The 24,695-nt window shown below is 48.1% G+C and carries 21 protein-coding genes and 1 other RNA gene; 11 read left to right on the top strand and 11 right to left on the bottom strand.

Going from position 1 to position 24,695, the window contains the following annotated elements:
- Nucleotides 1-71 precede the first annotated feature (71 nt).
- From AC121Z_RS03900 to gcvT, 4 genes are all read right to left on the bottom strand, one after another.
- Nucleotides 72-4,061 (bottom strand): S8 family peptidase, encoded by a 3,990-nt coding sequence (locus tag AC121Z_RS03900; protein WP_498126839.1) that lies wholly within the window; start codon nucleotides 4,059-4,061, stop codon nucleotides 72-74.
- A 154-nt stretch (nucleotides 4,062-4,215) separates the two neighbouring features.
- Entirely contained in the window at nucleotides 4,216-7,119 is a 2,904-nt protein-coding gene (gene gcvP, locus AC121Z_RS03895) for an aminomethyl-transferring glycine dehydrogenase (protein ID WP_498126837.1), read from the bottom strand.
- An 87-nt stretch (nucleotides 7,120-7,206) separates the two neighbouring features.
- Nucleotides 7,207-7,596 (bottom strand): glycine cleavage system protein GcvH, encoded by a 390-nt coding sequence (gene gcvH / locus AC121Z_RS03890; protein ID WP_498126835.1) that lies wholly within the window; start codon nucleotides 7,594-7,596, stop codon nucleotides 7,207-7,209.
- Nucleotides 7,597-7,617: 21 nt separating this feature from the next.
- Complete coding sequence (gene gcvT / locus AC121Z_RS03885) at nucleotides 7,618-8,706, bottom strand: glycine cleavage system aminomethyltransferase GcvT (RefSeq protein ID WP_498126834.1); 1,089 nt, start codon at nucleotides 8,704-8,706, stop codon at nucleotides 7,618-7,620.
- Between the two features lie 135 nt (nucleotides 8,707-8,841).
- Between gcvT and AC121Z_RS03880 the strand changes: the two genes are divergently transcribed.
- Nucleotides 8,842-9,708 (top strand): LysR family transcriptional regulator, encoded by an 867-nt coding sequence (locus tag AC121Z_RS03880; protein ID WP_498126832.1) that lies wholly within the window; start codon nucleotides 8,842-8,844, stop codon nucleotides 9,706-9,708.
- 92 nt (nucleotides 9,709-9,800) lie between these two features.
- Entirely contained in the window at nucleotides 9,801-10,145 is a 345-nt protein-coding gene (locus tag AC121Z_RS03875) for a hypothetical protein (protein WP_498126831.1), read from the top strand.
- Between the two features lie 124 nt (nucleotides 10,146-10,269).
- Here AC121Z_RS03875 and AC121Z_RS03870 read toward each other — a convergent pair whose 3' ends face one another.
- Nucleotides 10,270-11,385 carry an alkaline phosphatase D family protein gene (locus tag AC121Z_RS03870; protein WP_498126830.1) on the bottom strand — a complete coding sequence of 372 codons (1,116 nt, stop codon included), beginning with the start codon at nucleotides 11,383-11,385 and terminating at the stop codon, nucleotides 10,270-10,272.
- Between the two features lie 25 nt (nucleotides 11,386-11,410).
- Nucleotides 11,411-11,752, bottom strand: coding sequence for a carboxymuconolactone decarboxylase family protein (locus tag AC121Z_RS03865; RefSeq protein ID WP_498126828.1), 342 nt, complete (start codon nucleotides 11,750-11,752; stop codon nucleotides 11,411-11,413).
- Between the two features lie 143 nt (nucleotides 11,753-11,895).
- On the opposite strand from AC121Z_RS03865, the gene AC121Z_RS03860 reads away from it, so the two are divergent.
- The 3 genes from AC121Z_RS03860 (at nucleotide 11,896) to AC121Z_RS03850 (ending at nucleotide 14,275) form a co-directional block, all read left to right on the top strand.
- Nucleotides 11,896-12,204 (top strand): ArsR/SmtB family transcription factor, encoded by a 309-nt coding sequence (locus AC121Z_RS03860; RefSeq protein WP_498126826.1) that lies wholly within the window; start codon nucleotides 11,896-11,898, stop codon nucleotides 12,202-12,204.
- Nucleotides 12,205-12,228: 24 nt separating this feature from the next.
- The gene (locus AC121Z_RS03855) at nucleotides 12,229-12,540 is read left to right on the top strand and encodes a rhodanese-like domain-containing protein (protein WP_498126824.1); all 312 of its coding nucleotides are present in this window, start codon (nucleotides 12,229-12,231) and stop codon (nucleotides 12,538-12,540) included.
- A 187-nt stretch (nucleotides 12,541-12,727) separates the two neighbouring features.
- Nucleotides 12,728-14,275 (top strand): amidohydrolase family protein, encoded by a 1,548-nt coding sequence (locus tag AC121Z_RS03850; protein ID WP_498126822.1) that lies wholly within the window; start codon nucleotides 12,728-12,730, stop codon nucleotides 14,273-14,275.
- A gap of 59 nt (nucleotides 14,276-14,334) precedes the next feature.
- Here AC121Z_RS03850 and AC121Z_RS03845 read toward each other — a convergent pair whose 3' ends face one another.
- The 5 genes from AC121Z_RS03845 to AC121Z_RS03825 form a co-directional block, all read right to left on the bottom strand.
- Nucleotides 14,335-15,360 (bottom strand): hypothetical protein, encoded by a 1,026-nt coding sequence (locus tag AC121Z_RS03845; protein WP_498126821.1) that lies wholly within the window; start codon nucleotides 15,358-15,360, stop codon nucleotides 14,335-14,337.
- Between the two features lie 110 nt (nucleotides 15,361-15,470).
- The gene (locus AC121Z_RS03840; protein ID WP_498126819.1) at nucleotides 15,471-16,640 is read right to left on the bottom strand and encodes an FAD-dependent monooxygenase; all 1,170 of its coding nucleotides are present in this window, start codon (nucleotides 16,638-16,640) and stop codon (nucleotides 15,471-15,473) included.
- Entirely contained in the window at nucleotides 16,633-17,901 is a 1,269-nt protein-coding gene (locus AC121Z_RS03835; RefSeq protein WP_498126818.1) for an FAD-dependent monooxygenase, read from the bottom strand. Before AC121Z_RS03835 ends, AC121Z_RS03840 begins: the two co-directional genes overlap by 8 nt.
- Nucleotides 17,885-19,207 (bottom strand): Xaa-Pro aminopeptidase, encoded by a 1,323-nt coding sequence (gene pepP / locus AC121Z_RS03830; protein ID WP_498126816.1) that lies wholly within the window; start codon nucleotides 19,205-19,207, stop codon nucleotides 17,885-17,887. The genes AC121Z_RS03835 and pepP overlap by 17 nt, the downstream gene beginning before the upstream one ends.
- A gap of 13 nt (nucleotides 19,208-19,220) precedes the next feature.
- A complete protein-coding gene (locus tag AC121Z_RS03825; RefSeq protein ID WP_498128142.1) occupies nucleotides 19,221-19,745 on the bottom strand; it encodes a UPF0149 family protein in 525 nt (174 codons plus the stop codon).
- Between the two features lie 170 nt (nucleotides 19,746-19,915).
- Between AC121Z_RS03825 and ssrS the strand changes: the two genes are divergently transcribed.
- The 6 genes from ssrS to serA all read left to right on the top strand — a co-directional run bounded on the left by ssrS (nucleotide 19,916) and on the right by serA (nucleotide 24,651).
- Nucleotides 19,916-20,096: non-coding RNA, 6S RNA (ssrS, locus tag AC121Z_RS03820), on the top strand.
- A gap of 21 nt (nucleotides 20,097-20,117) precedes the next feature.
- Entirely contained in the window at nucleotides 20,118-21,011 is an 894-nt protein-coding gene (locus AC121Z_RS03815) for a ribokinase (protein WP_498126815.1), read from the top strand.
- Nucleotides 21,012-21,032: 21 nt separating this feature from the next.
- Nucleotides 21,033-21,974: a nucleoside hydrolase gene (locus AC121Z_RS03810; protein ID WP_498126814.1), complete on the top strand. Its 942-nt coding sequence runs from the start codon at nucleotides 21,033-21,035 to the stop codon at nucleotides 21,972-21,974.
- Nucleotides 21,975-22,568, top strand: coding sequence for a 5-formyltetrahydrofolate cyclo-ligase (locus AC121Z_RS03805; RefSeq protein WP_498126812.1), 594 nt, complete (start codon nucleotides 21,975-21,977; stop codon nucleotides 22,566-22,568).
- 96 nt (nucleotides 22,569-22,664) lie between these two features.
- Nucleotides 22,665-23,321, top strand: coding sequence for a ribose-5-phosphate isomerase RpiA (gene rpiA / locus AC121Z_RS03800; RefSeq protein WP_498126810.1), 657 nt, complete (start codon nucleotides 22,665-22,667; stop codon nucleotides 23,319-23,321).
- Between the two features lie 100 nt (nucleotides 23,322-23,421).
- On the top strand, nucleotides 23,422-24,651 hold the full coding sequence (gene serA, locus AC121Z_RS03795; RefSeq protein WP_498126808.1) for a phosphoglycerate dehydrogenase: 1,230 nt from the start codon (nucleotides 23,422-23,424) through the stop codon (nucleotides 24,649-24,651).
- Nucleotides 24,652-24,695 lie beyond the last annotated feature (44 nt).

Below are 24,695 nucleotides of genomic sequence, written 5' to 3'. Positions count from 1 at the left end.
TTACCAGCCAGCTAACATCTGATGATTGCTGCAAGCCAAGGCCCATCGGCCTTGGCCTGAACCTTAAAGGACTATTTTTTGACCGCTGCCAGTCGCTTTCTGTACCACAGCATTAGCAACAGCGCGAAAAGTCCGCTGCTGGTTGTGGTACCACCACCACTATCACTATTAACTGGTGTCGGTTGCGGTAATGCCGAACGATTCGGATCTAATGGATAAGCATCGTTTGCATCAACGACACCATCATTATCATCATCATTGTCAGCGTTATTGCCAATGCCGTCACCATCGGTATCCACGGTCTCTGTAGGGTCAAGTGGGAAGGCATCTGCGCTATCATTTACCCCGTCATTATCGTCGTCTTCGTCGGCATTGTTACCAATTCCATCGGCATCAGTGTCGAGCGATTCTGCAGGATCTAATGGGAATGCATCGTCGTTATCATTGACCCCATCGTTATCGTCATCAGGATCGGCGTTATTACCAATGCCGTCGCCATCTGTGTCCAGTGTCTCTGTGGGATCAAGCGGGAATGCGTCTGCGTCATCGTTGACACCATCATTATCGTCGTCTTCATCCGCATTGTTGCCCACGCCATCACCGTCAGTATCGGTATCTTCCGTTGGATCAAACGGGAATGCATCGACATCGTTGGTGACGCCATCATTATCATGATCATTATCCAAATCATTTTCGATCCCATCATCATCCACATCGTTACCCCCATTCGCATCGGCACCCAGTAACATGAAGCCATTAAGCTCTTGTGTGGTTGTAAATTCATCATAACCATAGGTAATGCGCAACGAAGCAACTTCTTCACCGCGGAACATGGGGAGCTTGGCCCTCACACTCTGCAAGTCTGAGGCATCAACCTCGCTCGGTAATGTTACCCAGTCTTGCTCGCCCAGCTTTAACTCAATGTGCATAGTCTCAGCTAAATAGTCAGCGAGCCGCACTTCTACATAAGGGTTAAGTTTATTGACTGCTTGATTGAATACTGGCTTGTCGTTTTGCACTAAACGGATTAGATCGACACTCGTGATGTAAAAATCTTCACTGTCTTGCAAGTTATGCCGCATTGACGAGCGAAACACCTCTCCAAACAGGCTGTTATCAAATTCGACCACCAGTTGGGTCTCTGTACAATTGAGCTCAGGAACCGTCAGTGAACCATAATATGAGGCCTTTAAGCTTTCAGGTTCAGTGCTCTCATCATCACACCAATAATGCAGCGTTGTATTGGCAGAATTATCGTAGTTATTCAGCAACGTATCGCTGACAAAAGCACGGTCAAAGCTTGTGGTGCTCGAATACAAATACAACTCCCTGCTACTGGCTGATATATCTGCCGTGAAGAACGTACTGCCACGGGCAACCTCCGTTGTGCCATCACCCACTACCACTTCATGATCGGTGAACGGAATATATTTAACCATTTCTCCCGATGGTTTTGTGGTCAAGCGGTCGGTGGAGAACCAGGCTTCAACATCATTCTCATTAACGAAGCCACTAACCCCAAGCTCAACCATTCCGCCCTTAACCGTGTCGGACGTTTTATAGTAATTAAACGCCCGCGCAGTATAGACGCCCCCAGCGCCGAGACCGCTTCCATCTGGGTCATAGGCCATGCGATTGAAGCTAATCCCCTCAGGCACTAAAGATGGTTCAATGTTAATAGTAAAATGCTCATCATTGGCTAAATCCAAGGTAACCAATTCAGATTCCGATTGTTCGGCTTCTCCAGTGATGGATATGACATAAATATCCATTGCGTCAGGACCACCCGCAGCAGTATCTTCGGCACTAAAGGTGTAATAACTGGACGTGGAGGCGGTAAGCGTATTCACCGCTAGCACGGGGTGTGAAAACCCCAGCGCCCAGGTTCCCCAACTCGAATCATTCACATAAATACCAAGACTCGCACTCGAGCCGCTGCCACTGACAGCAATGGGCTCGCCATTCGCATCAACTATTGATTGATAACCAAAGAACTGGGTTAAATCTGTGCTTGAAAAAGATAGCTCAGTATCTTCAGTTACATCTAAGGAGGTTGCGATGTAGCCATTTAATTGTGCAGTCGCTGGTAAACCTGCCGCGTCGCGCAACGCCGGATCTTCAAAAAAACCAAATCCAGCCGTTACCGCCAGAGGAATTGCCGGAACCTTTATCGATTTGCTCTGCCCAGCAGGGATATCAATAAAGCGATAAAAGCCCTCGTCATTATTTACGAAGGATGCAAAAACGGCGTTATCCGTATCGTGGGATACCACAACTTCAAATGATTTTTCCAACGCCACTGGCACGCGCAGAGTGTGCTCACTGCTCGCTAGATGTAAATTATCGAACAACACCATTGCGCCGTTTTCAGGCACAGGCAACGCTGCAACGTCTGCGATTTCAATGGTAAATTCGAGAGTCTCCGTGCTATTGGCGGCCAATGTTAATTCTAACTGCTCTGTGGATAAGGTTACGCCCTCTGGCAGATTATCCGGCAGCGAAATACTGATATCAGTCGCTGCATCAGAAAGGTTTTCTACCGTCAGAGTCGCAGTGTTGCTCCACGCGGTCGCCGCATTATCAACCTTACCAAAACTCAATAAACCTTGCGGGGCGATTAACGTAGCCGCTATTGCTGCGGGGATATCCATACGGCCCGTGCCTTGTGCAAACGGATCGAGTTGCAAATCAACGGTCCCCGCCATTAGCTTACTCTTAATATCTTGCGCCGACATTTGCGGAAATGCTTGCTTTAACAGAGCGGCGGCTCCAGCCACATGCGGTGCAGCCATACTGGTGCCACTGAGACTGCCGGTGTCACCATTCGGTAGCGCAGATAAAATATCGCTGCCCGGCGCGGTAATTTCTGGCTTTAAAACCCCAGAACTCAGCATTTCACCTTTTGAGCTAAAATAAGAAAGTTCATCACTTTTCGTGCTGGAAGCCACCGTAATTGCCTTACGGGCACTGGCCGGTGAGGTACTTTCAACATCGCCGTAGCTACCACCATTACCGGCCGCTACAACCACTATCACGCCAGCATCCACGGCGGCGTCGGTGGCCTGACTTAATGGGTCAGTTGCATTACCGCCGCCCCCTAAGCTCATATTGATCACATCGACCCGATCATCAGTTTGCGGGTCACCATCGGGATCAACCGCACGCTCTATGGCAGCGATGATATTGACGTCTGAGCCGAACCCTTGGTCTGACAACGCTTTGTAAGCATGCAGTTTGGCTTGTGGTGCCACACCCTGCATGGTATCGCTATTCGCCGCGACGATACCTGCAACGTGGGTACCATGGCCATCAACATCCATCGGATCACTGTCGCCATAATGGAAATCATAGCCATCCGTAACTTTACACTCGGCGCCAAAACATCCGCCAAGCGCCGGATGGGTATAATCAATCCCAGTATCGATAATCGCGACGGTTATCCCCTCACCTTGCAAACTTTTAGCATTTCCATCGGTCATCGCCCAAACGTCTGGCGCTCCGACTAACGGCACACTCTCAGCCAGCGATTTATAATAATAGGACTCAGCAACTACGCGTTTGACTTGCGGCAGCGATTTTACTGCTGCAATGGTGTTGTCATTGGCAACAACCACCAACGCATTCGATACGCGTTGAAATGCTTTATCCAAGGCGACTTTGGGGGCTACTTGTTGCATAACCTGCCAAACATTGTCCTGCTCGGCTTTTAACTGATAAAAATAATCATTCACAGCGCGCTTAAACGCTGGCTTATGTTGCTCAGTGCCTTGGGGCAAATCCCCATCGCGCGGGGCTGCTTGCAACAACGTTTTTTGATACGCCAGTAGCGAAGGGTCTTGCAATTCAACAATGTAACGACGTTGTTCGTGCTCACCAAGTTGCACAAGAGGATATTGCTGACGTTCATTGTGAGTAATTGCCAGCGTCTGATTATTCGCGAGGTAGGCGGTACGCATACCATCCTTAACCACGATATCACGGGCTACTGGTGGTGTGGATTGGGCGGTCACAACTGCACTGGCAAGGCCAGCTAAAACAGCTAATGCTATCTTTGACTTCATAGTACGTCCTTGTGTTGATATTTAAGCGCTTTTCAATTTGTAGCAAAGAATAAACACAGCCCAATTTTCATGCAACCGGATTTAGTCGAAGATGCTTTACTGCGCGTACAAAAAAGGAGACACCTAGGTCTCCTTTTTGATTGAAACTCAGTAGCTACTCACCATCCCCGCGATACATATCCATACTTGGGCATGAGCAGATCAAGTTGCGATCACCGTATACGTCATCAATCCGGTTGACGCTTGGCCAGAATTTATTCTTAGCCACTGCTGGCACTGGATATGCCGCGAGCATTCGGTCGTAGCTGCGGGTCCAATTCGCATCGCAAATATCCGCCAAGGTATGCGGCGCATTGTGCAATGGGTTATCGGTGGCATCCCACTCACCACTTTCCACTTTGGCAATCTCCTCACGAATGTGGATCATCGCCTCGATGAAACGATCAAGCTCTACTTTGGCTTCTGACTCAGTAGGCTCAATCATCAGCGTGCCGGCGACAGGGAAACTCATCGTCGGTGCATGGAAACCATAGTCATTCAAACGCTTGGCGATATCCATCTCCGACACACCTGATGATTCCTTCAATGGGCGCAGATCGATAATACATTCGTGCGCGACGCGGCCATTACGCCCTTTATACAGCACCGGATAATGACCTTCTAACTTCTTCGCTACATAGTTAGCATTAAGGATCGCAACCTCTGTCGCCTTTTTCAGACCCTCACCGCCCATCATCTTAATGTACATGTAACTGATAGGTAGAATAGAAGCACTCCCCCAAGGCGCTGCCGACACCGCACCATTATCACTACCCGTGTTGTCGATGTTGATCACGGTATGGTTAGGTAAAAATGGCTCTAAATGGGCCTTCACACCAATCGGGCCCATACCTGGGCCACCACCGCCATGCGGAATACAGAACGTTTTATGCAGGTTCAAATGCGACACATCAGCGCCAATAAAGCCAGGAGACGTGATCCCTACTTGCGCATTCATATTCGCACCGTCCAGATACACCTGACCACCGTGCTCATGCACAATGTCACAAATTTCACGGACCGTTTCTTCATAAACACCATGAGTCGATGGGTAGGTGATCATGGCACATGAAAGATTATCAGCCACTTCCGCTGCCTTTTTGCGTAAATCGGCGAGGTCAACGTTACCGTCTTTGTCACAGTTAACCACTACGACTTTAAGACTGACCATTTGCGCCGAAGCGGGGTTGGTACCGTGGGCAGAGCTTGGGATCAAACACACATTACGATGCCCTTCACCGCGGCTTTGGTGATAGCGTTGGATCGCCAATAAACCTGCGTACTCACCCTGTGCACCGGAGTTGGGCTGCATGGATAAAGCATCGTATCCAGTGATATTGATCAACCAGTCACTGAGTTCAGCGATCATCTCTGCGTATCCTTGCGCTTGGTCGAGCGGCGCAAACGGGTGCAACTGACCAAACTCTGGCCAGGTGATCGGGATCATCTCAGCAGTCGCATTGAGTTTCATGGTACAAGAGCCCAACGAGATCATTGAGTGATTCAACGCCAAATCTTTATTTTCCAAACTCTTAATGTAACGCAGCATCTCGGTTTCAGAGTGATACTGATTAAACACTTCATGGGTTAGGATCGCAGTATGGCGATGCAAATCTGCAGGAATAGAGGTTGATCCTTGGGTGGTCACTTCGGCATCGAGTTGCTCGATATCTAAACCGTGACCTTCACCCAGTAAGACATCAAACAAAGCTGCAATATCATCGCGTGTGGTGGTCTCATCCATGGTAATACCAACAGCATTGTCTAAGTCTGCGCGCAAATTCATGCCCCGGGCACGAGCGCGTTCAAGCACAACTTGCTGGTCTTCAACCACTACACTGATAGTGTCAAACCAAGTACTGTGCAACAAACCAACTTCTTTCTGGCTTAATCCAGTCGCCAAGATATCCGCCATCCGGTGGATGCGGTGCGCAATGGTTTTAAGCCCTTGAGGACCGTGATATACCGCGTAAAACGACGCGATATTAGCCAGTAAAACCTGAGCAGTACAAATATTCGAATTGGCTTTTTCGCGGCGAATATGTTGTTCGCGAGTTTGCAGTGCCATGCGCAATGCAGGGTTACCTCGCGAGTCTTTACTTACGCCAATAATACGACCAGGCAAAGAACGCTTATATTCATCACGGGTTGCGAAGAATGCGGCATGCGGGCCACCATAACCCATAGGGACACCGAAGCGTTGTGCACTGCCGAATACAACATCAGCGCCCATTTCACCGGGCGATTTGAGCAATACCAAGCTCATGATATCCGCCGCCACTGCTACAATCCCTTTTTTGCTCTGCACGGCAGCAATCAGGTCGCTGATGTCAGTGACTTCACCCGTTGAACTCGGGTATTGCAACAGAGCACCAAACACATCATGCTCGGTCACGCTCTCAGGTGCACCCGTCACTACGTCAAAGCCAAACATTTCAGCGCGGGTCTTAACGACATCAATGGTTTGCGGGAAAACGTTATCAGCAACGAAGAACGTATTGCATTTTTTATTTTTGCTGACACGTTTTGCTAGCGCCATGGCTTCAGCCGCAGCGGTTGCCTCGTCAAGTAATGAGGCCGAGGCTAAGGGTAAGCCGGTTAAATCGATGGTGACCTGTTGGAAATTAAGGATCGCTTCTAAGCGACCTTGCGCAATCTCCGGTTGGTACGGCGTATACGCAGTATACCAACCTGGATTTTCCAACACATTGCGCAAAATTACATTGGGTGTGTGAGTGCCGGTATAGCCCATACCAATAAAGGAACGAAACACCTTATTCTTATTGGCAACCGCTTTTAACTGGGCGAGCGCATCAACTTCATTTTCTGCCACGCCCACATCTAGCGGCTCTGGCAAGCGGATCCCTGCGGGTACGGTCTGACTGATCAGATCGTCCAAGGATTCGGCACCGATGGTTTCTAACATTTGGGCAATTTCTTGCTGGCCAGGTCCAATATGGCGTCTTACAAAATCCTGAGGTTGCTCTAGCTGAGCCAAAGTCTGATTGGTATTTGACATAATCGAGTACTAGTTGTGTTGCGCAATGAATGTAAGTGCCGCGACACCGCGCGGCACATGAATTTTTAGTAGCGTTTCAACGCAGATTTAGTCTTCGTCGATGCTGGCTTCGTAGCCGTCGGCATCTAACAAAGCGTCAACTTCGCTGGCGTCATCGGCTTTGATTTTAAACATCCAGCCGTCGCCGAACGGATCTGAGTTAACCAGTTCTGGTGAGTCCTCGAGATCTTCATTGACTGCAATGATTTCACCACTAATAGGTGCATAAACATCAGATGCAGCTTTTACTGATTCGGCAACGACAATATCATCGCCCGTGCTAACTTGGTCACCGACATCCGGTAATTCAACAAATACCATGTCACCCAGCAGATCTTGGGCGTGTTCGGTAATACCCACAGTGAAAACATCATCACCTTCTGGACGGACCCACTCGTGAGTAGCGGTATAACGAAGCTCTTTTGGAATGTTGCTCATAATTGATCCTGCGATTGAATTTTAGTTATCTGTTAAAACACTTTTGCCATTGCGAACAAAACTGGGTTTCACCACTTTTACTGTAACCCACTTTTTGCGCATTTCCACTTCAACTGTGTCACCTACGTCTGCAGGTACCCGCGCCATCGCAATCGAATGCCCTAAGGTTGGGGAAAATGTGCCAGAGGTTATGACTCCGCTTCCGGCCTCACAACGAATGGCCTGACCACCGCGCAATACACCTTTCTCGTGCATGACTAAACCGACTAACTTGTCGGTACCTGCGGCTTTTTGTTGCTCAAGTGCTGCTCGCCCGACAAAGTTACGCTCTTGTGGTTCCCAGGTAATCGTCCAGCCCATATTAGCTGCAAGGGGGGATACGGTCTCATCCATATCCTGTCCGTACAAATTCATACCCGCTTCTAAACGTAACGTGTCACGCGCACCCAAGCCGCAAGGCTTCACTCCCGCGTCGAGCAATTGTTGCCACAACGCAGTGGCATCTGCTTTGTTCACGATGATTTCATAGCCCGCTTCACCGGTATAGCCGGTCGTCGCAATGAATAGATCTTCGGCTTGGACGCCAAAAAATGGCTTCATACCCTCAACCGCTTCTTTCTGCGCCGTGGAAAACACCTGGTGCGCTTTCTGTTTGGCATTCGGGCCTTGCACCGCAATCATGGCAAACTCGTCACGCGCCTGAATGTTGACCGAAAAACCTTCGGCCTGTTGATTCAGCCAGTTCATGTCTTTTTCACGCGTCGCTGAATTAACGACTACGCGATAATTCGTATCATCAAAATGATAGACAATTAGGTCGTCAATAACGCCACCGGCTTCATTCAACATGCCAGAATACAGCGCTTTACCTTTCACGGTTAACTTGGCAACATCATTCGCCAATAAATGACGGAGATAGGCTTTCGCTTCAGCGCCTTGCACATCAACAATCGTCATGTGCGATACATCAAACATGCCGGCGTCCTGTCGAACGGCATGATGCTCTTCAATTTGCGAGCCATAATTGATGGGCATATCCCAACCAAAAAAGTCGACCATTTTGGCACCAAGGTCGCAGTGCGCTTGATATAAAGCAGTTTGCTTTTGCATAGTGGTTATCGCCAAGTTGCTACTTAAAGTAAGCATTGAGTATAGAAAGCGGCTGCTCGACAAACAAATTTGAATTACTTATCATTACATAAGTATTTTAAATGTATAAACCCAATTACATTAGATAACCTAATCATGAAACAGCTTTCAATGGACGCTTTGCGGACGTTTGTCACGATTATCAACCAAGGCGGATTTGCCAAGGCTGGTGACATTTTAGGCCGTTCCCAACCCGCGATCAGCTTACAAATCAAGAAGCTCGAATCGCAGCTCAATAGTAAACTGTTTAGCAAAGTCGGGCAGCGCTACCAGCCAACGCCGCATGGCCAGTGGCTGTATCAGAAAGCGTCGCAAATATTGGCGTTGAATGATGAAGTTTTCCATTTTAGTGAGCAAGACCCGCTGCGCGGACGCATGCGACTGGGTATCCCGAGCGAGTTTGCCTCAATACTATTACCTTCGATCATTGGAGAGTTCTCTGCACAATATCCTGACGTTGCCTTAGAGGTCACGTCATCATTAAGTCGCGATTTATTAAATGAACAACAACGCGACGCCTTTGATGTGATCCTAGCGCTCACCGATGATCAAACCGCTGCACAGGCTGATTATCAAGTTCAGGATGAACTCGTCTGGATCAGTTCACGTGGTCAAACGACCGATCCGGGGCTTATTTCCTTAGTCCTTGCGCCCGAGGGGTGCGTCTATCGCAGCCGCGTCATTGAATGTTTAAAGCAACAAACGGTGCCTTGGCGCATAGCCTATACCAACGCGGATCTCAGCGGTCTTAGCGCCGCAATGAGTCAGGGAATGGGGATTACCGCGCTGGCCAAACGCAGTGTGCCCGATAATCTAGTGATCATTAACAAGCCAAATTTGCCAGACTTAGGCAAGGTGAATATTTGTTTATTTGACTTGGCAAAGCAACGCAGCCAACAAAATCAATCCACGATCAGCCGTACTCTGATGCAATTTATTGCGCGCCGCTTGCCACGTGCTTGAAAGACTTGAGAAATTTTAAATCTGGCGTAAGCTGAGTGTGTTGGAGTTGTAACTTGGCTATGGATCAGTCCCATCACTTAACAGGAATTACTATGACGTTTAAACACACACTTTCAAAAACTGCATGTTTAGCCGCGATTGTCGGCTTGGGTTTTGTTGGCAATGCTACGGCTGATGACCATGAAGAAACATACTCAACCGAAGCGTATTGCTTATTACAAAAAGAAAATGTCGATTCGCGCTATCTGCAAGCATATGCCGACAAGCTTGGTCTTGTGCCTTCGCGCAAAACCTGTCGTTCGTTCTTAGAGTTTGCAGAATCTGTAACACCAAAAGAGTGGAGCTATCCGCAAGGTCGCCCATACCCTGGTAGCGTCATACGCTTAACCAAAGACCAAATCGAGAAGATTAAAGCCGCTAAAAATAGCGACAAGTAATCATAATTTCCCCCTGGTTAACTAGGGGGAAAACTTTATAAAAATTGAGTTATTGGCCTTTTACCGTCCGACTGGCTGTGGTGCTTATGCCTTAGTTCAGGTCTGGCCGCTTCTGTATCGTGAGTTAGTCTTTTTCAGTGGATGTCGACATCTGCCGTAAATGTCGTAAAACAACTTGCTGCTTATACAACGTATTACCATTAACATCCAGCGCACGCATTGTGATCCGGGTGTTCTCAACCGGCTTCTGCCAGTCAATGTCTAACATGCCAAAATGTGACTGGCGATGCACGCTACTCACGCGAAACGAATTGAGTTCGTCTACTGGCTTATACGCATCTGTCATCCCACTCACGGTAAAATCCCATAGTGAATACGGTGGGTTATCACCGAGCTGCCCTTGATCAACTGACACTTCAGTGAGATGGCGGTCACCAGAAATGATCACAACGCCAGATGCCTTGGTGCGTTCGATCAATTGATACAGACGTGCGCGCTCATGGGGCATATTTCCCCAAGTTTCCCAGCCATGTTCATGCGCAACAACTTGGATACTGCTTACCAATAAACGTATTTCCGCAGGCTTTTGTAGCTGTTCTTCCAGCCATTGCCACTGCGCCTCACCAAGCAATGTGGACGATTGCTCAGCTGTTGGCATATAGGGCCCACGCCCAGCCATGCTGCCCTCGGTCTTGCGCACTAATGGATCACGATGAAAGCGCGTATCTAACATGATCACTTGCACACGTTCGCCAGGTTCACCAAAGAAGCGCGCATGGTAAATACCCGCTTGTGTGCGTATCGGGTCATCGTTGGCAAAGCCAAAAAAATCAAGAAATGCCTGCTGGCTTAAAGATTTTAATGGGTACTCTTTACCTCCGTCGTTCTTCCCGTAATCATGGTCGTCCCAAGTTGCCATGATTGGCACCTGACGGCGGAACTCTGCAAATTCGGGCTTAGCAGCTAGCGTTTGATAGGCCTCAGTAAAGCGCTTTGGATCGCGCACCGGATAAGCGATAAGCTGACCACGTTCATTGCTGTGAAGGTCAGCATACTGATTATCGCCGATAAACAAAAACAAATCGGGCGATAACTTGCCAATCGTTTCCCAAATGGGTTGCGCTTCGCGCTCCTTCGCGCATGAGCCGATGGCGACACTATTAAGTTTTGTCGGCCATTGCGGATTGGCTGCTACACTCGTTGCAACCAATAAAGCACTGCCAAACAAACTGAATTTCATACCGACTCCAACACAAACAACAGCATTATTGACTGAATTCTTCGAATGCTTGCATCGCGTCCGCAGCGTACATCAGTGAAGGACCACCCCCCATATAAATCGCCATGGCTAAGGTTTCTTCCACTTCTTCTTTGCTGGCGCCTAACTCAACCAATGCCTTAACATGAAAACCGATACATCCGTCACAACGGGTCGAAACGCCAATGGCCAAGGCAATCAATTCCTTGGTTTTCTTGTCTAATACTCCATCAGCGGTCGCCGCCTTCGCCATTGCAGAAAATCCCTGCATAGTTTCACTGATATCGGTACGCAGTCCCTTCATATTTTTCGAGATGCGTTGCGTAATTTCAAGGTATGACTTACTCATAGGGGATCCTTTCTTTGTCCTTAACAGGTGATTGAAGTAGCACTATTGCCCGCTGATCAACAGCATAGCGAATAAATTAGTTTGCGCAAATGCTTAGCCTCACTTATATTAGCTATTACTAATATTAAATCAAATAATTTAAGATGCTTTCAGCGCCTAATTTTGAAACCCTGCAATACAGCGTGATGCAAGCTGAACAACTGTTGAAGTTGCTGGCAAACCAACACCGATTGCAAATACTCTGTTGCCTATTGCAAGGTGAGAAATCAGTGGGTGAAATTGAGGAAAAACTGGCCTTGTCGCAGTCCGCAATATCCCAGCACCTCGCCAAACTGCGTAACTCTGGGATTGTTTCGACTCAGCGAAGAGGTCAAAAGATTTTCTATCAGTTGACCAACATTGAGGCGCACGCCATCTTAACAACACTGTACCTGGCCTACTGCAAAAATTAGCAAATTCTAATATAGGAGAAAGTTATGCAAATCCAAAATGTTACCGCACAGCAAGTTAAACAATGGTTAGATGACGGGCAAGCGGTCTTAATTGATGTGCGTGAACCCAACGAATTTGCCCAAGCGCACATTCCTAGCGCCACATTGCTACCATTAGGTAATATCTCCGCAACAGATCTACCTAAAGTTAAAGAGAATATCGTGATTTATTGCCAAAAAGGCGGTCGCGGGAACCAGGCTTGCGTTAAGGTAGCTAGCGAGAGCGATTTAACTGTATTTAATCTTGAAGGTGGTATTGAAGCTTGGTCTGCTGCAGGTTACCCCATCAATAGTTAGCGAGCTAAGGCCACAAGCCACTTTTTCGCCAGCGCCTAGCAATCGGTAATACGTAAAGCATAATTAGAATTGCCGATTGCTCGTCGGCGACTAACACAACGCAACGTTAATTAACTACGCAAATCGTGCAGTATTGCGTTCCTATGGTATGGTTATCTACTCATAAAACTATTAAGTTGATCCGACCATGAAAATCGCCGTTATCGCTTTTCTTGCCCTCTTTTCGTTCACTACATATGCTGCACCAGGCGCACCAGCACCTGCTCGGCAGGCCACCGAAGGTGATGGCCCTTACCCACAGTTAATTCTGCGTGGTGTCACTTTAATTACCGGTGAAGGAGCGCCTCCTCGAGGACCGGTGGACATCGTGGTCGAAAACGATCGTATTGTGAATATCGTAAGTGTTGGGCATCCAGGCGTTCCAATTGTTGCCCAGCGCCCTGAACTGGCCGAAGGAGGTCAAGAAATAGACTTGCAGGGTCATTACATTCTACCTGGGTTTGTCGATATGCACGGGCACATTGGTGGTTCCGCCGACGATATTCCAGCTGAATATGTATTTAAGTTATGGTTAGGTCATGGCATCACAACTGTGCGTGAGCCCGGCAGTTTCAATGGCCTTAAATGGGTTATGGATCATGTAAACCGGAGCGCAGAAAACACCATCGTTGCGCCAAGAATAATCCCTTATTTAGGCTTTGGAATGGGCGCAGAAAGACCAATCGCAACCCCAAAACAGGCCAGAGCATGGATAAAGCAGGCAGCTAAGCAAGGGGCTAAAGGCGTAAAGTTCTTTGGTGCAAGCCCAGAAATTATGCAAGCCGCACTGGATGAAGCGCAAAAACAGGAATTGGGCACCATGATGCATCATGCACAACTGAATGTGATGAGCATGAATGCCCTCGACTCTGCACGTTTAGGGCTAACCACCATGGAACACTGGTATGGTCTGCCAGAAGCATTATTTACAGAGCAAGTCATACAAGACTACCCCAGTCATTACAATTATAATGATGAACAACATCGCTTCGCTGAAGCCGGCAAATTATGGTTACAAGCCGCAAAACCTGGCACAGCCAAGTGGGATCAGGTACGGGATGAACTGATCGCGCTTGATTTTACCATTAACCCAACATTGACCATTTATGAAGCCAGTCGCGATTTAATGCGCGAACGATTTGCTCAGTGGCACGCGGATTATACACTCCCCACCTTGTGGGATTTTTTCACCCCTAGCCGATACGCCCACGGTTCCTATTGGTTTGATTGGACAACGCAAAATGAGATTGATTGGAAACACAACTTTCAACGTTGGATGACCTTTCTCAATGACTTCAAAAACCACGGTGGCCGTGTCACCACAGGTTCTGATGCTGGCTATATCTATAAAATCTATGGTTTTGCTTACGTCCGTGAATTGGAACTGCTCCAAGAAGCCGGATTTCACCCGCTAGAAGTGATCCAAGCCGCTACTTTGAATGGGGCACAAGCACTCGGCTTAGAAAGTGAAATTGGTTCTATAACGATTGGTAAAAAAGCCGATTTTGTGGTGGTGAAAGAGAATCCATTGCATAATTTCAAAGTATTGTATGGCACCGGCCATTACCAATTGAACAACGCCAATCAACCGATCCAAACGCAAGGCATTGTGTATACGGTGAAAGATGGAATCGTTTACGATGCGCGACAATTATTAGCCGATGTGCGTGCTATGGTTGAGCAGGCCAAGAAATAAAAAGGGGCCTTTGAGCCCCTCGTAACTTACTTGCAGGATGACTGTAACACACGTTGCAATTAACGCATCCGCGCGACTACAAAAAACAGTCCAAAAAGCATTAGTAACAGAATTGTCGGAGGTTCAGGAACCGTTGGGTTCTCTGCGTCCTGATTTGCTGTATTACTGCTGGCGATAAAATCTTGCAACAAGTCAGCTTGGTTGTTCGTTTGAGTGAACATTGACTGTGATGGAGGCATCTGACTGTCCGGATCGCTAATATCGGCCCCATCATTAGCAGCAGCGTTAGTTGTTTCCGAGCCGTTCATCGCAACTTTTTCTCCATCATCTCCTGACTGCGAGTTTGTCATCATCACAATCGTTGGTTGATGCGTTGAGTCGCAAAGTACCGCATAGCTATCACAGGCATCATTACTCAGGTTATTCTGCTGCGTGTTAACCCAAACGATTTTAGCGGTCTGTAACGCGGGCTTAGCGGATTTTAATATGCCCTGACTCGGCGTTTGTAGCGGTTGTTCAAATAATTTGTCAACACCTGATTTCGCTCCAGGAGTTAGTGGCGCCGCAATAGCGGGGCCTAAGGCATAAGCAGTGCGTTGTGAACTGCCATTCATGTTCGTACCCGTTAAATTGCGTGTCGCTAGCACACCGGCAGGTCCTGCTGTAGAAGCAGTCGATGAACCTTGGGGCTGACTAAACCCTGAACTCACTGAGCGATTTGACGCGCTAAAACTCACGCTGTGCATTCCGCTTTCGGCAGCGAATAAGCCGCGTAATGGACTCAAAAGGGGTGTATCTGATTGAGCTGAGCGCTCAGCCCCCTCGTCTTCCAATGGATTGCTTGATTGTGGATCATTCGATTCGCTGGGTCTTGGGATCAACAGGTCGGCAAATTCAGACCACAACGAATAGAGGGAAAGATCGGGAAACAATGCCAACGCATCTGACTTGGGCGCAGATTCATTCTCACCGTCGCGTGCACCTTGCGCTGCCGCTGGCATCGATGAGTCAATGAAAATAGCGTGTGCTGGCGGCATCAGTAGAAGCGCTAGAACGATAGTCAAATGTTTCACGTTGATATCCATAAATAAATTCCAAACGTAAGGATATCAATGCGAGATTGGCAAACATAGGTCATTTCCCGCCATTTTGGCGTGCCTACATCATGAACAAACTCATGACGATTTACTGTTCGCTACCCTTCCATCGCCTGCTGGATCAAAAACCGTTTTGCGAATGTCAGCTCGTTGGCAGCGGTCATCCCGATCCCTCGGATGAGTTTCTTAACCGGCTGTTCTCCTGCAAATCCGCGCTTGAATCCTTCCATGGTTGCAATCATTTTAATCGTCGCTGCCTTTCTCGCCCGTTCAAAGGCTCTAAGAGGTGTAATAGTTCCCAAATCATCGAGAGGCGTCGCCAGTATCGCCTCGGCTAAAGCGATACTGTCCTGAAATCCAAGATTCACACCCTGTCCGGCTAACGGATGAATAGTATGCGCAGCATCCCCAATAAGAACCGCTCGATCAGTGACCCACTGGCGCACATAACGCATAGCCAAAGGAATACAGTGGCGTGAATTGAGTAACTCGCATTGTCCTAACTGCATATCCAAGTGAGTGGCCAAACGCTGGCAAAACTCGTACTCAGATAATCCCATTAAGTGTTCTGCCTGCTGCGTATCTTGCGACCACACGATCGAACACTGCTCTGCTGCACTTAGTGGTAAAAAAGCCAACGGCCCTGTCTTAGTAAAGGCCTGCCGCGCAATTTGTTGGTGCGATAATTCGGTTTTCACGGTAGCGACAATTGCACTCTGGTCATAGTGCCAAAATGTCATGGGCACTTGTAGTAATCGGCGCACCGCCGAATTTGCACCATCTGCACCCACCACAAGACGGGCAGAAACCAGAGTTTGAGTGGCTGACATAAGCAATGCAGAAGATGCATTATATTCAATTTTGGCGAGTTCAAAGTTGTCGATCACTGTTATGTTGGCGTGCCTGCGCAGCGTCGCATACAGAGCATTGACGATATTCTGATTTTCAACAATACAGCCTAAAGTCGCATGTGATGTATGCGCTGCAGTAAAGTGAATACGCGCAAAACTGTCCTTTTCCCAAACCTGCATTCCGGTGTAGTCACCCACCCGCTCAGCTTGCACGTTAGACCAAGCCTGTACGCGCTTTAGTAACATCTGTGAGGTGATATTTAACGCGGAAACACGGCAATCTGCGATATCAGGCAGCGGTCGAGACACCGCCCCTTGGTTGAGCACTACCACCTGCATATCACTGTCTGCTAACTGGGCAGCCAACGCTAAACCGACCATGCCGGCGCCGACAATCGCAACATCACAATTAATCAAAACGGTACCCCATAGCTCTGCGCGCAAAGTGTTGTTTGAGTAATGAGCATTTATTCATCGTTAAAAGCCCCACGTTACGGCCAAACGTTAGCGGAAAAAAGCTATTTGAGAAACCGCGAACCAGACTGTCTGTACTCAGCATAATCAGTTGGCGATCATCTTTGCGCCGCTGTGCGTAGGCTTGTAGGTTGCCAAAACTGCCCACATTTTCAGGCACAGTCTCTTGCAGTACACCGACCAAATCCATCACATCACGCAACCCCAGATTAAACCCTTGCCCCGCTATAGGGTGCAGCGTTTGGGCTGCGTTACCGATAACAACGCTACGATGTTGCATGACTTGTGAGGTAAATTTCAAACTCAGAGGATAACTCTCGCGCGCACTGGTGCGTAGGCAACGCCCGATATGAGCGCCTAACAATGGGCTTAACTCTCGCATGAAAAAGTCGTCATCTTGCAATAAACGTTGCTTGTATTCAGGTACGTCTCGCGAGATTGTCCACACTAATGAATATAAGCCACTCGATTGCGCAGTATTCGCTAGCGGTAACCGCAGTGGCAGCAAAGCGATAGGACCATGTTCAGTAAAGCGTTCATAGGCCCAGTTCTGGTGCGCAGAGGTGACCTCAAGATTGGCAATTATTGCATCTTGTTCATAGTCTTTTACGTTTTCATCGTAGCCCAATTTTTGAGCGATACCGGACCCACCACCGTCGGCAACAACCAGTAATCGAGTGTTTAACGAAGTCCCTTCAGATAAGGTTAACTGCTGGTATGAAGGTTGGCTAATCACGTCGGTAATTTGACTGGGGCATCGAAATTGAAGTTTGCTGCCCGGCTTGGCCATTTCCATTTCTAATGCCTGATATAAGCTTGTTCCCATGGCCTGTAAGGGCGCAACCACGCCTAAAAACGGTTGCTTAAGCTCACTTGCGGAAAGAAAACATTTACCCACGTAGCCCTGATCAGACACTTGGATGTCATGGATCTCACACCCATGCAGTTCACCAAAATGATCCTTAACACCTTTGATTAGCTCGGCCAAGTAATCATAGGTAGACGCGCCAAGCGCTAGACAACGGCTATCGAAAGCTGGATGAACCTGCGCTTGCATGGCTTTCGCTTCAACCAAAGCGATAGTCAATGATGTGTGGCGAGCCAATGCGAGCGCTAAAGATAAACCCACTACACCAGCCCCGACGATGGTTACGTCAGCATCAATTGCCGTTTCAATACTATGCGTATTAGTGTCCGCGACCATGTTGGATCAGTGCCTCAATCTCAGTAATGGTTTTGGGTACACCTGCAGTCAAATTGCTAAAACCCGTTTCCGTAATAACAATGTTATCTTCGATCCTTACGCCAATGCCTTGATACTGTTCTGGCACATTCGTTGTCGGCCCAAAATACAAGCCGGGTTCAACCGTAAGCACCATACCTGGCAAAAGGGGGCGATCAGCGCCATCGATTTTGTAATCACCAACATCATGCACATCTAGGCCTAAAAAGTGCCCGAGTCCATGCATAAAAAAAGGCTGATAGGCTTTCTTACTAATCAATGTGGCACAATCACCCTGCAATATATTCAGTTTGATTAAGCCACTCACTAATACTTCTAAACATGCCTGCATAGCAGCTGACAACGTACTGCCTGGATATAGTTGTTCAAGTGCAGCTGACTGCGCATCGAGTACCAACTGATAAATTTCCGCTTGCGGCGGAGAAAATTTCCCATTGACTGGAAAAGTGCGAGTAATATCCGCAGCGTAACCTTGATACTCAGCACCCGCATCAATAAGGACTAAATCCCCATCATTTAACGCATCGCTATTCTCGGTGTAATGCAGAATACAGGCGTTTTCTCCGCTACCAACAATGGTATTGTAAGCCGCATGCCGTGCACCACGAATGGCAAACTCATGCAAAATAGACGCTTCTAATTGATACTCTCGATCCAGCTGCGTCACCTCACGCATGGCGCGACAGTGCGCCGCTACACTGATTGTCGCTGCTTGTTGCATTAATGCCAATTCATCCGGCTGTTTAATCAAGCGCATTTCATGCAACAATGGACGCACGTCAACAATCGCCTGCGGTGCTTGTTTGCTTTGCTTCGGTGCACCTCGGAGTTTCTCAAGGGCGGCAAACACTAACTCGTCGGCGGACGCTGATTGACCCATCGCAAAATACAAATGCGCGTGTCCATCGAGCAAATCGTGTAACGCCCAAGGCAGCTGTTCAACTGTGCAAGTGTCATCCACTAGAAAAGCGCTTAGTGCCGCATCCGGTCCTACTCTACGACCATGCCATATTTCGGCCTGTTGGTCCTTTTCCAAACAAGCGAGCAGGCTGTATTCTCCATCGTATTGATCGCTGTTAGACAGCAGCAACCACGCATCGGGCTCGTGAAACCCGGTTAAATACCAAAAGTCACTGTCTTGACGAAAGTGATATTCGGTATCCCGACTGCGGTTTTTTAATTGTGCCGCGGGAACGACAACTACGCTATTCGGTTGAAGTTTGGCGATTAGCGCACGGCGACGTGCTAAAAAAGCGTTGCGGTCCATACTCCCAAAATTCCTAATGCACTGTTGGCGGTGCTTGGCTATCGTCTAGTGGCGAATGACCGAGTTCGCTAAAACATAACATTGTTGAAACCCTTACATATTCTTGTACTTCAAACAGGGCTTTTTCGGATTCTTCGTCGTCAGTCATTGCCTCTTCCAATTTGACGATTTCGGCAAAATCTTCAAGTGCCTCCTTAACATCATCTGAACAATTGGATAAGTCATTTTGCTGCAAACCAAACCCGGTCATGAAGCCCTGAACATAGTTAATTAAGGCGCTGCCGCGTTCATTTATTGGTGCGGAATCATCGGGTAACAGTAAAGAAAGTGCGAACTCGCCATCGACCATCTGTTGACTGGTTTGCTCAAACAAACGCAGCAGCGCTTGCTCGACTTCTGGCGCAAGTGGCTCTCCGGCATTGAAGATATCGGCGATGGCAGGCATCCAGTTGCGATCGCTTAACGATAAGCCCCCAGCCATCATGCCGCACAACATGCCCTGTAATTCGGCAGCATCTGCGGTCACTTTATTGCGCATTAATAACGCTGATAACGTCTCGTATTGTAGTTCGCTCAAAAAACACTCTCAGGCAAAGAAATCACGTAACTATGCTACCAAATTTATTCTAAGACTGCGCGCTGGAAATATGATCTGCTTTCTACTTTCCCACGTTTGCGCTACCCTTACGCCAATAATAATTCAAACAATGCCTCCTGGGGTATTAGCCAGTTCATTCATGTCCCTGGCCGATGCTTTTTACCAAGGAAGTTGATTCCACTGCTTTTGTGCAAGCTCGACTCGTATCGAGACGCCTGCGGCAGTGATGAAACTTCCGCCCTGAACTTTCGGTTCACGGGCGCACATGAACAGCGGTACTTTGGGAGGCGCCTTTCAGTTAACAGGAAGACAATGGCTGTTATTAATTTTGGCTCAATTAACATTGACCATGTATATCAGGTCGAACATTTTGTTCAACCGGGTGAAACAATTGCTTCACATCATTATCAACAGTTGCTCGGTGGCAAAGGTGCTAATCAGTCGATTGCGTTGGCCAAAGCAGGTGCTGAAGTGCGCCATGTAGGACGCATCAACAATAACGATGCGCACATTAAGCAAACCCTTATAAAGCAGGGTATTGATTGCAAACACGTACAATGTACCGACACCCCTTCTGGTCACGCGATCATTCAAGTCACGCCCAGTGGGGAAAATGCAATCGTACTATTTGGCGGCGCCAATCAAGAGCTTGATAGTAAGACCGTGTTGGCGGCACTTGATAACGTTAAATCGACTGATTGGGTGTTAACGCAAAACGAGACATCGGCAATTGCAGATGCACTCAAACAAGCCAAAGATAAAGGTCTTAAAGTTGCTTTCAATCCGGCACCTATGACTGAGTCAGTCAAATCACTTCCGTTGGACTGCATTGATCTGCTGATCGTTAATGAGGTTGAGGCCGCAGAGTTTGCCGGCACGCAGGATATGGCCGCCATTGAAGCGTATTTCACTGCAAACTGGCAACATGGAGAGGTGATTATCACCTTAGGCAAACAAGGCGTCGTTATGCTGCGCAAAGGGCAAAAAATCGAAGTTCCAGCCTTTGTGGTTGATGCCATCGACACCACCGCCGCCGGCGATACTTTTATCGGTTATTTCCTTGCTGCTTACACCGATCATGCTGATCCTAAGCAAGCATTAATGCGCGGTTGCGCCGCTTCAGCATTGGCAGTCACCGTTGAAGGTGCCGCGCAATCTATTCCAGATGTTGATAAAGTTAATCGCTTTCTAGCAAAGCACAGCTAAACCTAATTATTGGACACACACATGGCAGAAAAAATTATTTTAGATACCGACCCGGGTATCGATGATGCAATGGCAATCTTTTTCGCGTTTCAGTCACCCGACATTGACGTTTTGGGCTTAACAACTGTTTACGGTAACGTACCTGTGACAATGGCCGCGCGCAATGCAGTCACACTGTGCGAGCTGGCCGGGCAGGATATTCCCGTCACGCAGGGCGTCGGCATGCCTTGGGTGGGTCCAGAGTCGACCTATGCCCACTTTGTACACGGTGACGATGGCTTCGGTAATATTGGGTTCCCGCTGTCCGACAAGCCATTGGACCCGCGTAGTTCAGCACAATTCATTGTTGATACCGTGCGCGCAAACCCGGGCGAGGTAACGCTGGTAGCGATTGGTCCTTTGGGTAACTTGGCATTAGCATTACGCCTCGATCCAGAACTTCCAAAATTAGTTAAAGGCGTCAAAATCATGGGTGGTGCTGCCTTCGTAAAAGGCAATGTAACTCCGGTTGCCGAAGCGAACATATGGAATGATGCCTATGCTGCGGACATCGTTTTTAGTGCTGATTGGGATATCACCATGTTTGGTCTGGATGTGACCAACAATGTTCCCTTTGACCCTAGCTTCGTCGATATACTTGCGAGCAAGAATGGAAAACTGGGAGGATTTGTGCAGCAATCTGCGCAGTTTTATATCGATTTCTACTCACAAAATCGTGACGACCGCGTGTGTTTCTTTCACGATGCGTTTCCACTAGCATACTTGATTGATGAAAGCTTATTTGAGCTAACAGAGGGCCATATTCGCGTCGCTACCGACCCATTAAATCGGGGGCAAACAGCGGTGGCGCCCGTGGGCACCACAGCAAGCCCGTTATGGTTAGAAGCCAAGAAAATTAAAGTGGCTACGGGTGTTGATCACGCCAGGCTGACCCAGCTGTTCATCGATACGTACGCCAACTAATTGTTGAACAAGGTAGATAAACCAGCGTTACGCCGCCACTTCAGGGCGGCCCGTAACGCTTTAACCGAGTCCCATCAAGCGCAAGCGGGGCAACGTTTGCTGGCTCAACTCAGCAAAATTAAGGCGTTTTCAGCCGCCAGGACCATTGCAGCTTACCTTGCCAATGATGGTGAGTTAGACCTGACTCCAACCATTCATGCATGCTGGCAACAGGGTATTAACACTACATTACCCCTATTAGATCCACGCCGTTCAGGGCATCTGCTATTTCATGATTATGCTGTGAACACGCCAATGAGTATCAACCGGTATGGCATTGCTGAACCGACGTTTAACGCTGCACATTGTCGCCCGCTAGCTCAGCTAGATGTATTACTTTTGCCCCTCGTTGCATTTGATCATCAAGGCAATCGTTTGGGCATGGGGGGCGGATTTTATGACCGCACCTTAGCTGACCTAGAGAGAAATAACCGACCGACCTTGATTGGTATCGCCCACGATTGCCAGCAGGCTGAGACCTTGCCGGTTGAGCCGTGGGACATTCCACTTGATTATATCGTGACACCTTCAGTGCAGTTAACAATAGCACCGTAGAAAAGCACGAAAAATAACGCCAGCCTGCTCTGATTTAAGACCAACTTAAGCTACACTTAGGTGCTCCACAGTAGATGTATTCCAACAGGGTTCACGATGACACAAGACGATAAAAAACGTGCTGCGGCAACTGCCGCCGTCGCATATGTGCAAGAAGACAGTATTATTGGCGTCGGTACCGGCTCCACCGTGAATCATTTCATTGATGCACTGGCACCGATCAAGCATAAGCTAAAAGGGGCGGTGTCGAGCTCTGATGCATCCACAGCTCGGCTAAAGGCCTTAGGCATTGAGGTTTTTGACCTCAATGGCGTGGATGACCTAGCGATATATGTGGATGGCGCTGACGAGATTACTGAGCACAAACACATGATCAAAGGTGGTGGGGCAGCACTGACTCGCGAGAAGATCGTAGCTGCAGTGGCCAAGCAGTTTATTTGTATTATCGACGATACTAAACAGGTACCAATCCTCGGCAAGTTTCCATTGCCGGTTGAAGTGATCCCTATGGCACGTTCGTATGTTGCGCGGGAAATCGTGAAGCTTGGTGGTGATCCGGTATACCGTCAGAACGTGATCACCGACAATGGTAACGTGATCCTGGATGTCCACAATTTAACTATTTTGAATCCTAGCGAACTCGAGTACCAACTGAACAATATCGTCGGCGTCGTGACCAATGGTCTGTTTGCCCAGCGCGGCGCTGACCTAGTTTTGGTCGGCGGCGAAAATGGTGTTGAAACTCTGAAATAGCATAATTAGTGCTTTTTATTTGCCGAGACATCTGGTATTTTCCATTCTCTTTTGGACGTCTAGATGTCTTAATTAACCTTCAATCCGAGAGCCATGCATCATGAGTAAAGTTTCGCTGCCTAAAGATAAAATCAAGATCCTCTTATTGGAGGGCTTGCACCCTAGTGCAATCGAAACGCTTGAGAGTAACGGATATCACAATATCGAAAGTTTAAAAACTTCGCTTCCTGAAGAAGAATTGATTGAGAAGATTAAAGATGTGCATTTTATTGGGATCCGCTCGCGCACCCAACTCACACAGCGCGTCATTGATGCTGCCAATAAATTAGTGGCCGTTGGTTGCTTCTGTATTGGTACCAATCAAGTTGACCTTGTAGCGACTCAAGCGCGGGGTATTCCGGTATTTAATGCACCGTTTTCAAACACCCGCTCAGTGGCTGAATTGGTGCTTGGGCAAATCATATTATTGTTGCGTGGCATTCCCGAAAAGAACGCCAAAGCGCATCGTGGTGAGTGGCTGAAGAGTGCCGTCGGGTCATTTGAAGCGCGCGGCAAAACACTGGGTATCATTGGCTATGGGCATATCGGTACACAGCTAAGCATTCTTGCAGAACATCTAGGGATGCGCGTGCAGTTTTTTGATATCGAAGATAAATTGGTATTAGGTAACTCAAGCCAAGTGAAAAGTCTGAAGAAGCTATTAAATACGTCTGATGTAGTCACCTTGCATGTGCCAGAAACCGCGCAAACGATGAACATGATTGGTAAGAAAGAGTTAGCGGAAATGAAGCCTGGGGCCATTCTAATCAATGCAGCCCGCGGCACAATTATTGACATCGACGCATTAGTGGACGCTCTGCAAAGTAAACACATCAGCGGTGCCGCAATTGATGTTTTCCCAGTTGAACCTAAGTCCAATGATGAAGAGTTTGAATCCCCTCTGCGCCAATTTGATAATGTCATTCTTACTCCGCATGTCGGTGGAAGTACCCAGGAAGCACAAGAAAACATTGGTATTGAGGTCGCGGGTAAACTGGCGAAGTACAGCGACAATGGGTCCACACTCTCGGCAGTTAATTTCCCTGAAGTGTCTTTGCCAGCGCATACCGATACTTCGCGACTATTGCATATTCATATCAACCGCCCAGGAGTCCTGACCCAAATTAACCAGGCGTTTGCTGACAAAGGGATTAATATTCTTGCCCAGTATTTGCAAACCAACGATAGCATCGGTTATGTCGTTATTGATGTTGAGGCAGACCGTGCAATGGATGCCTTTGCGGAAATGGAAAAGATTGAAGGTACAATCAAAGCCCGCGTATTGCACTAGAATACCTAGACGAAGACGGGCTGTCTTGTACAACAAAAAAAGGA

The sequence above is a fragment of the Alteromonas sp. DYW1 genome, assembly GCF_059752595.1.
The sequence above is the reverse complement of the archived record's forward strand: the minus strand, read 5'-3'. Positions and strand labels throughout refer to the sequence as shown.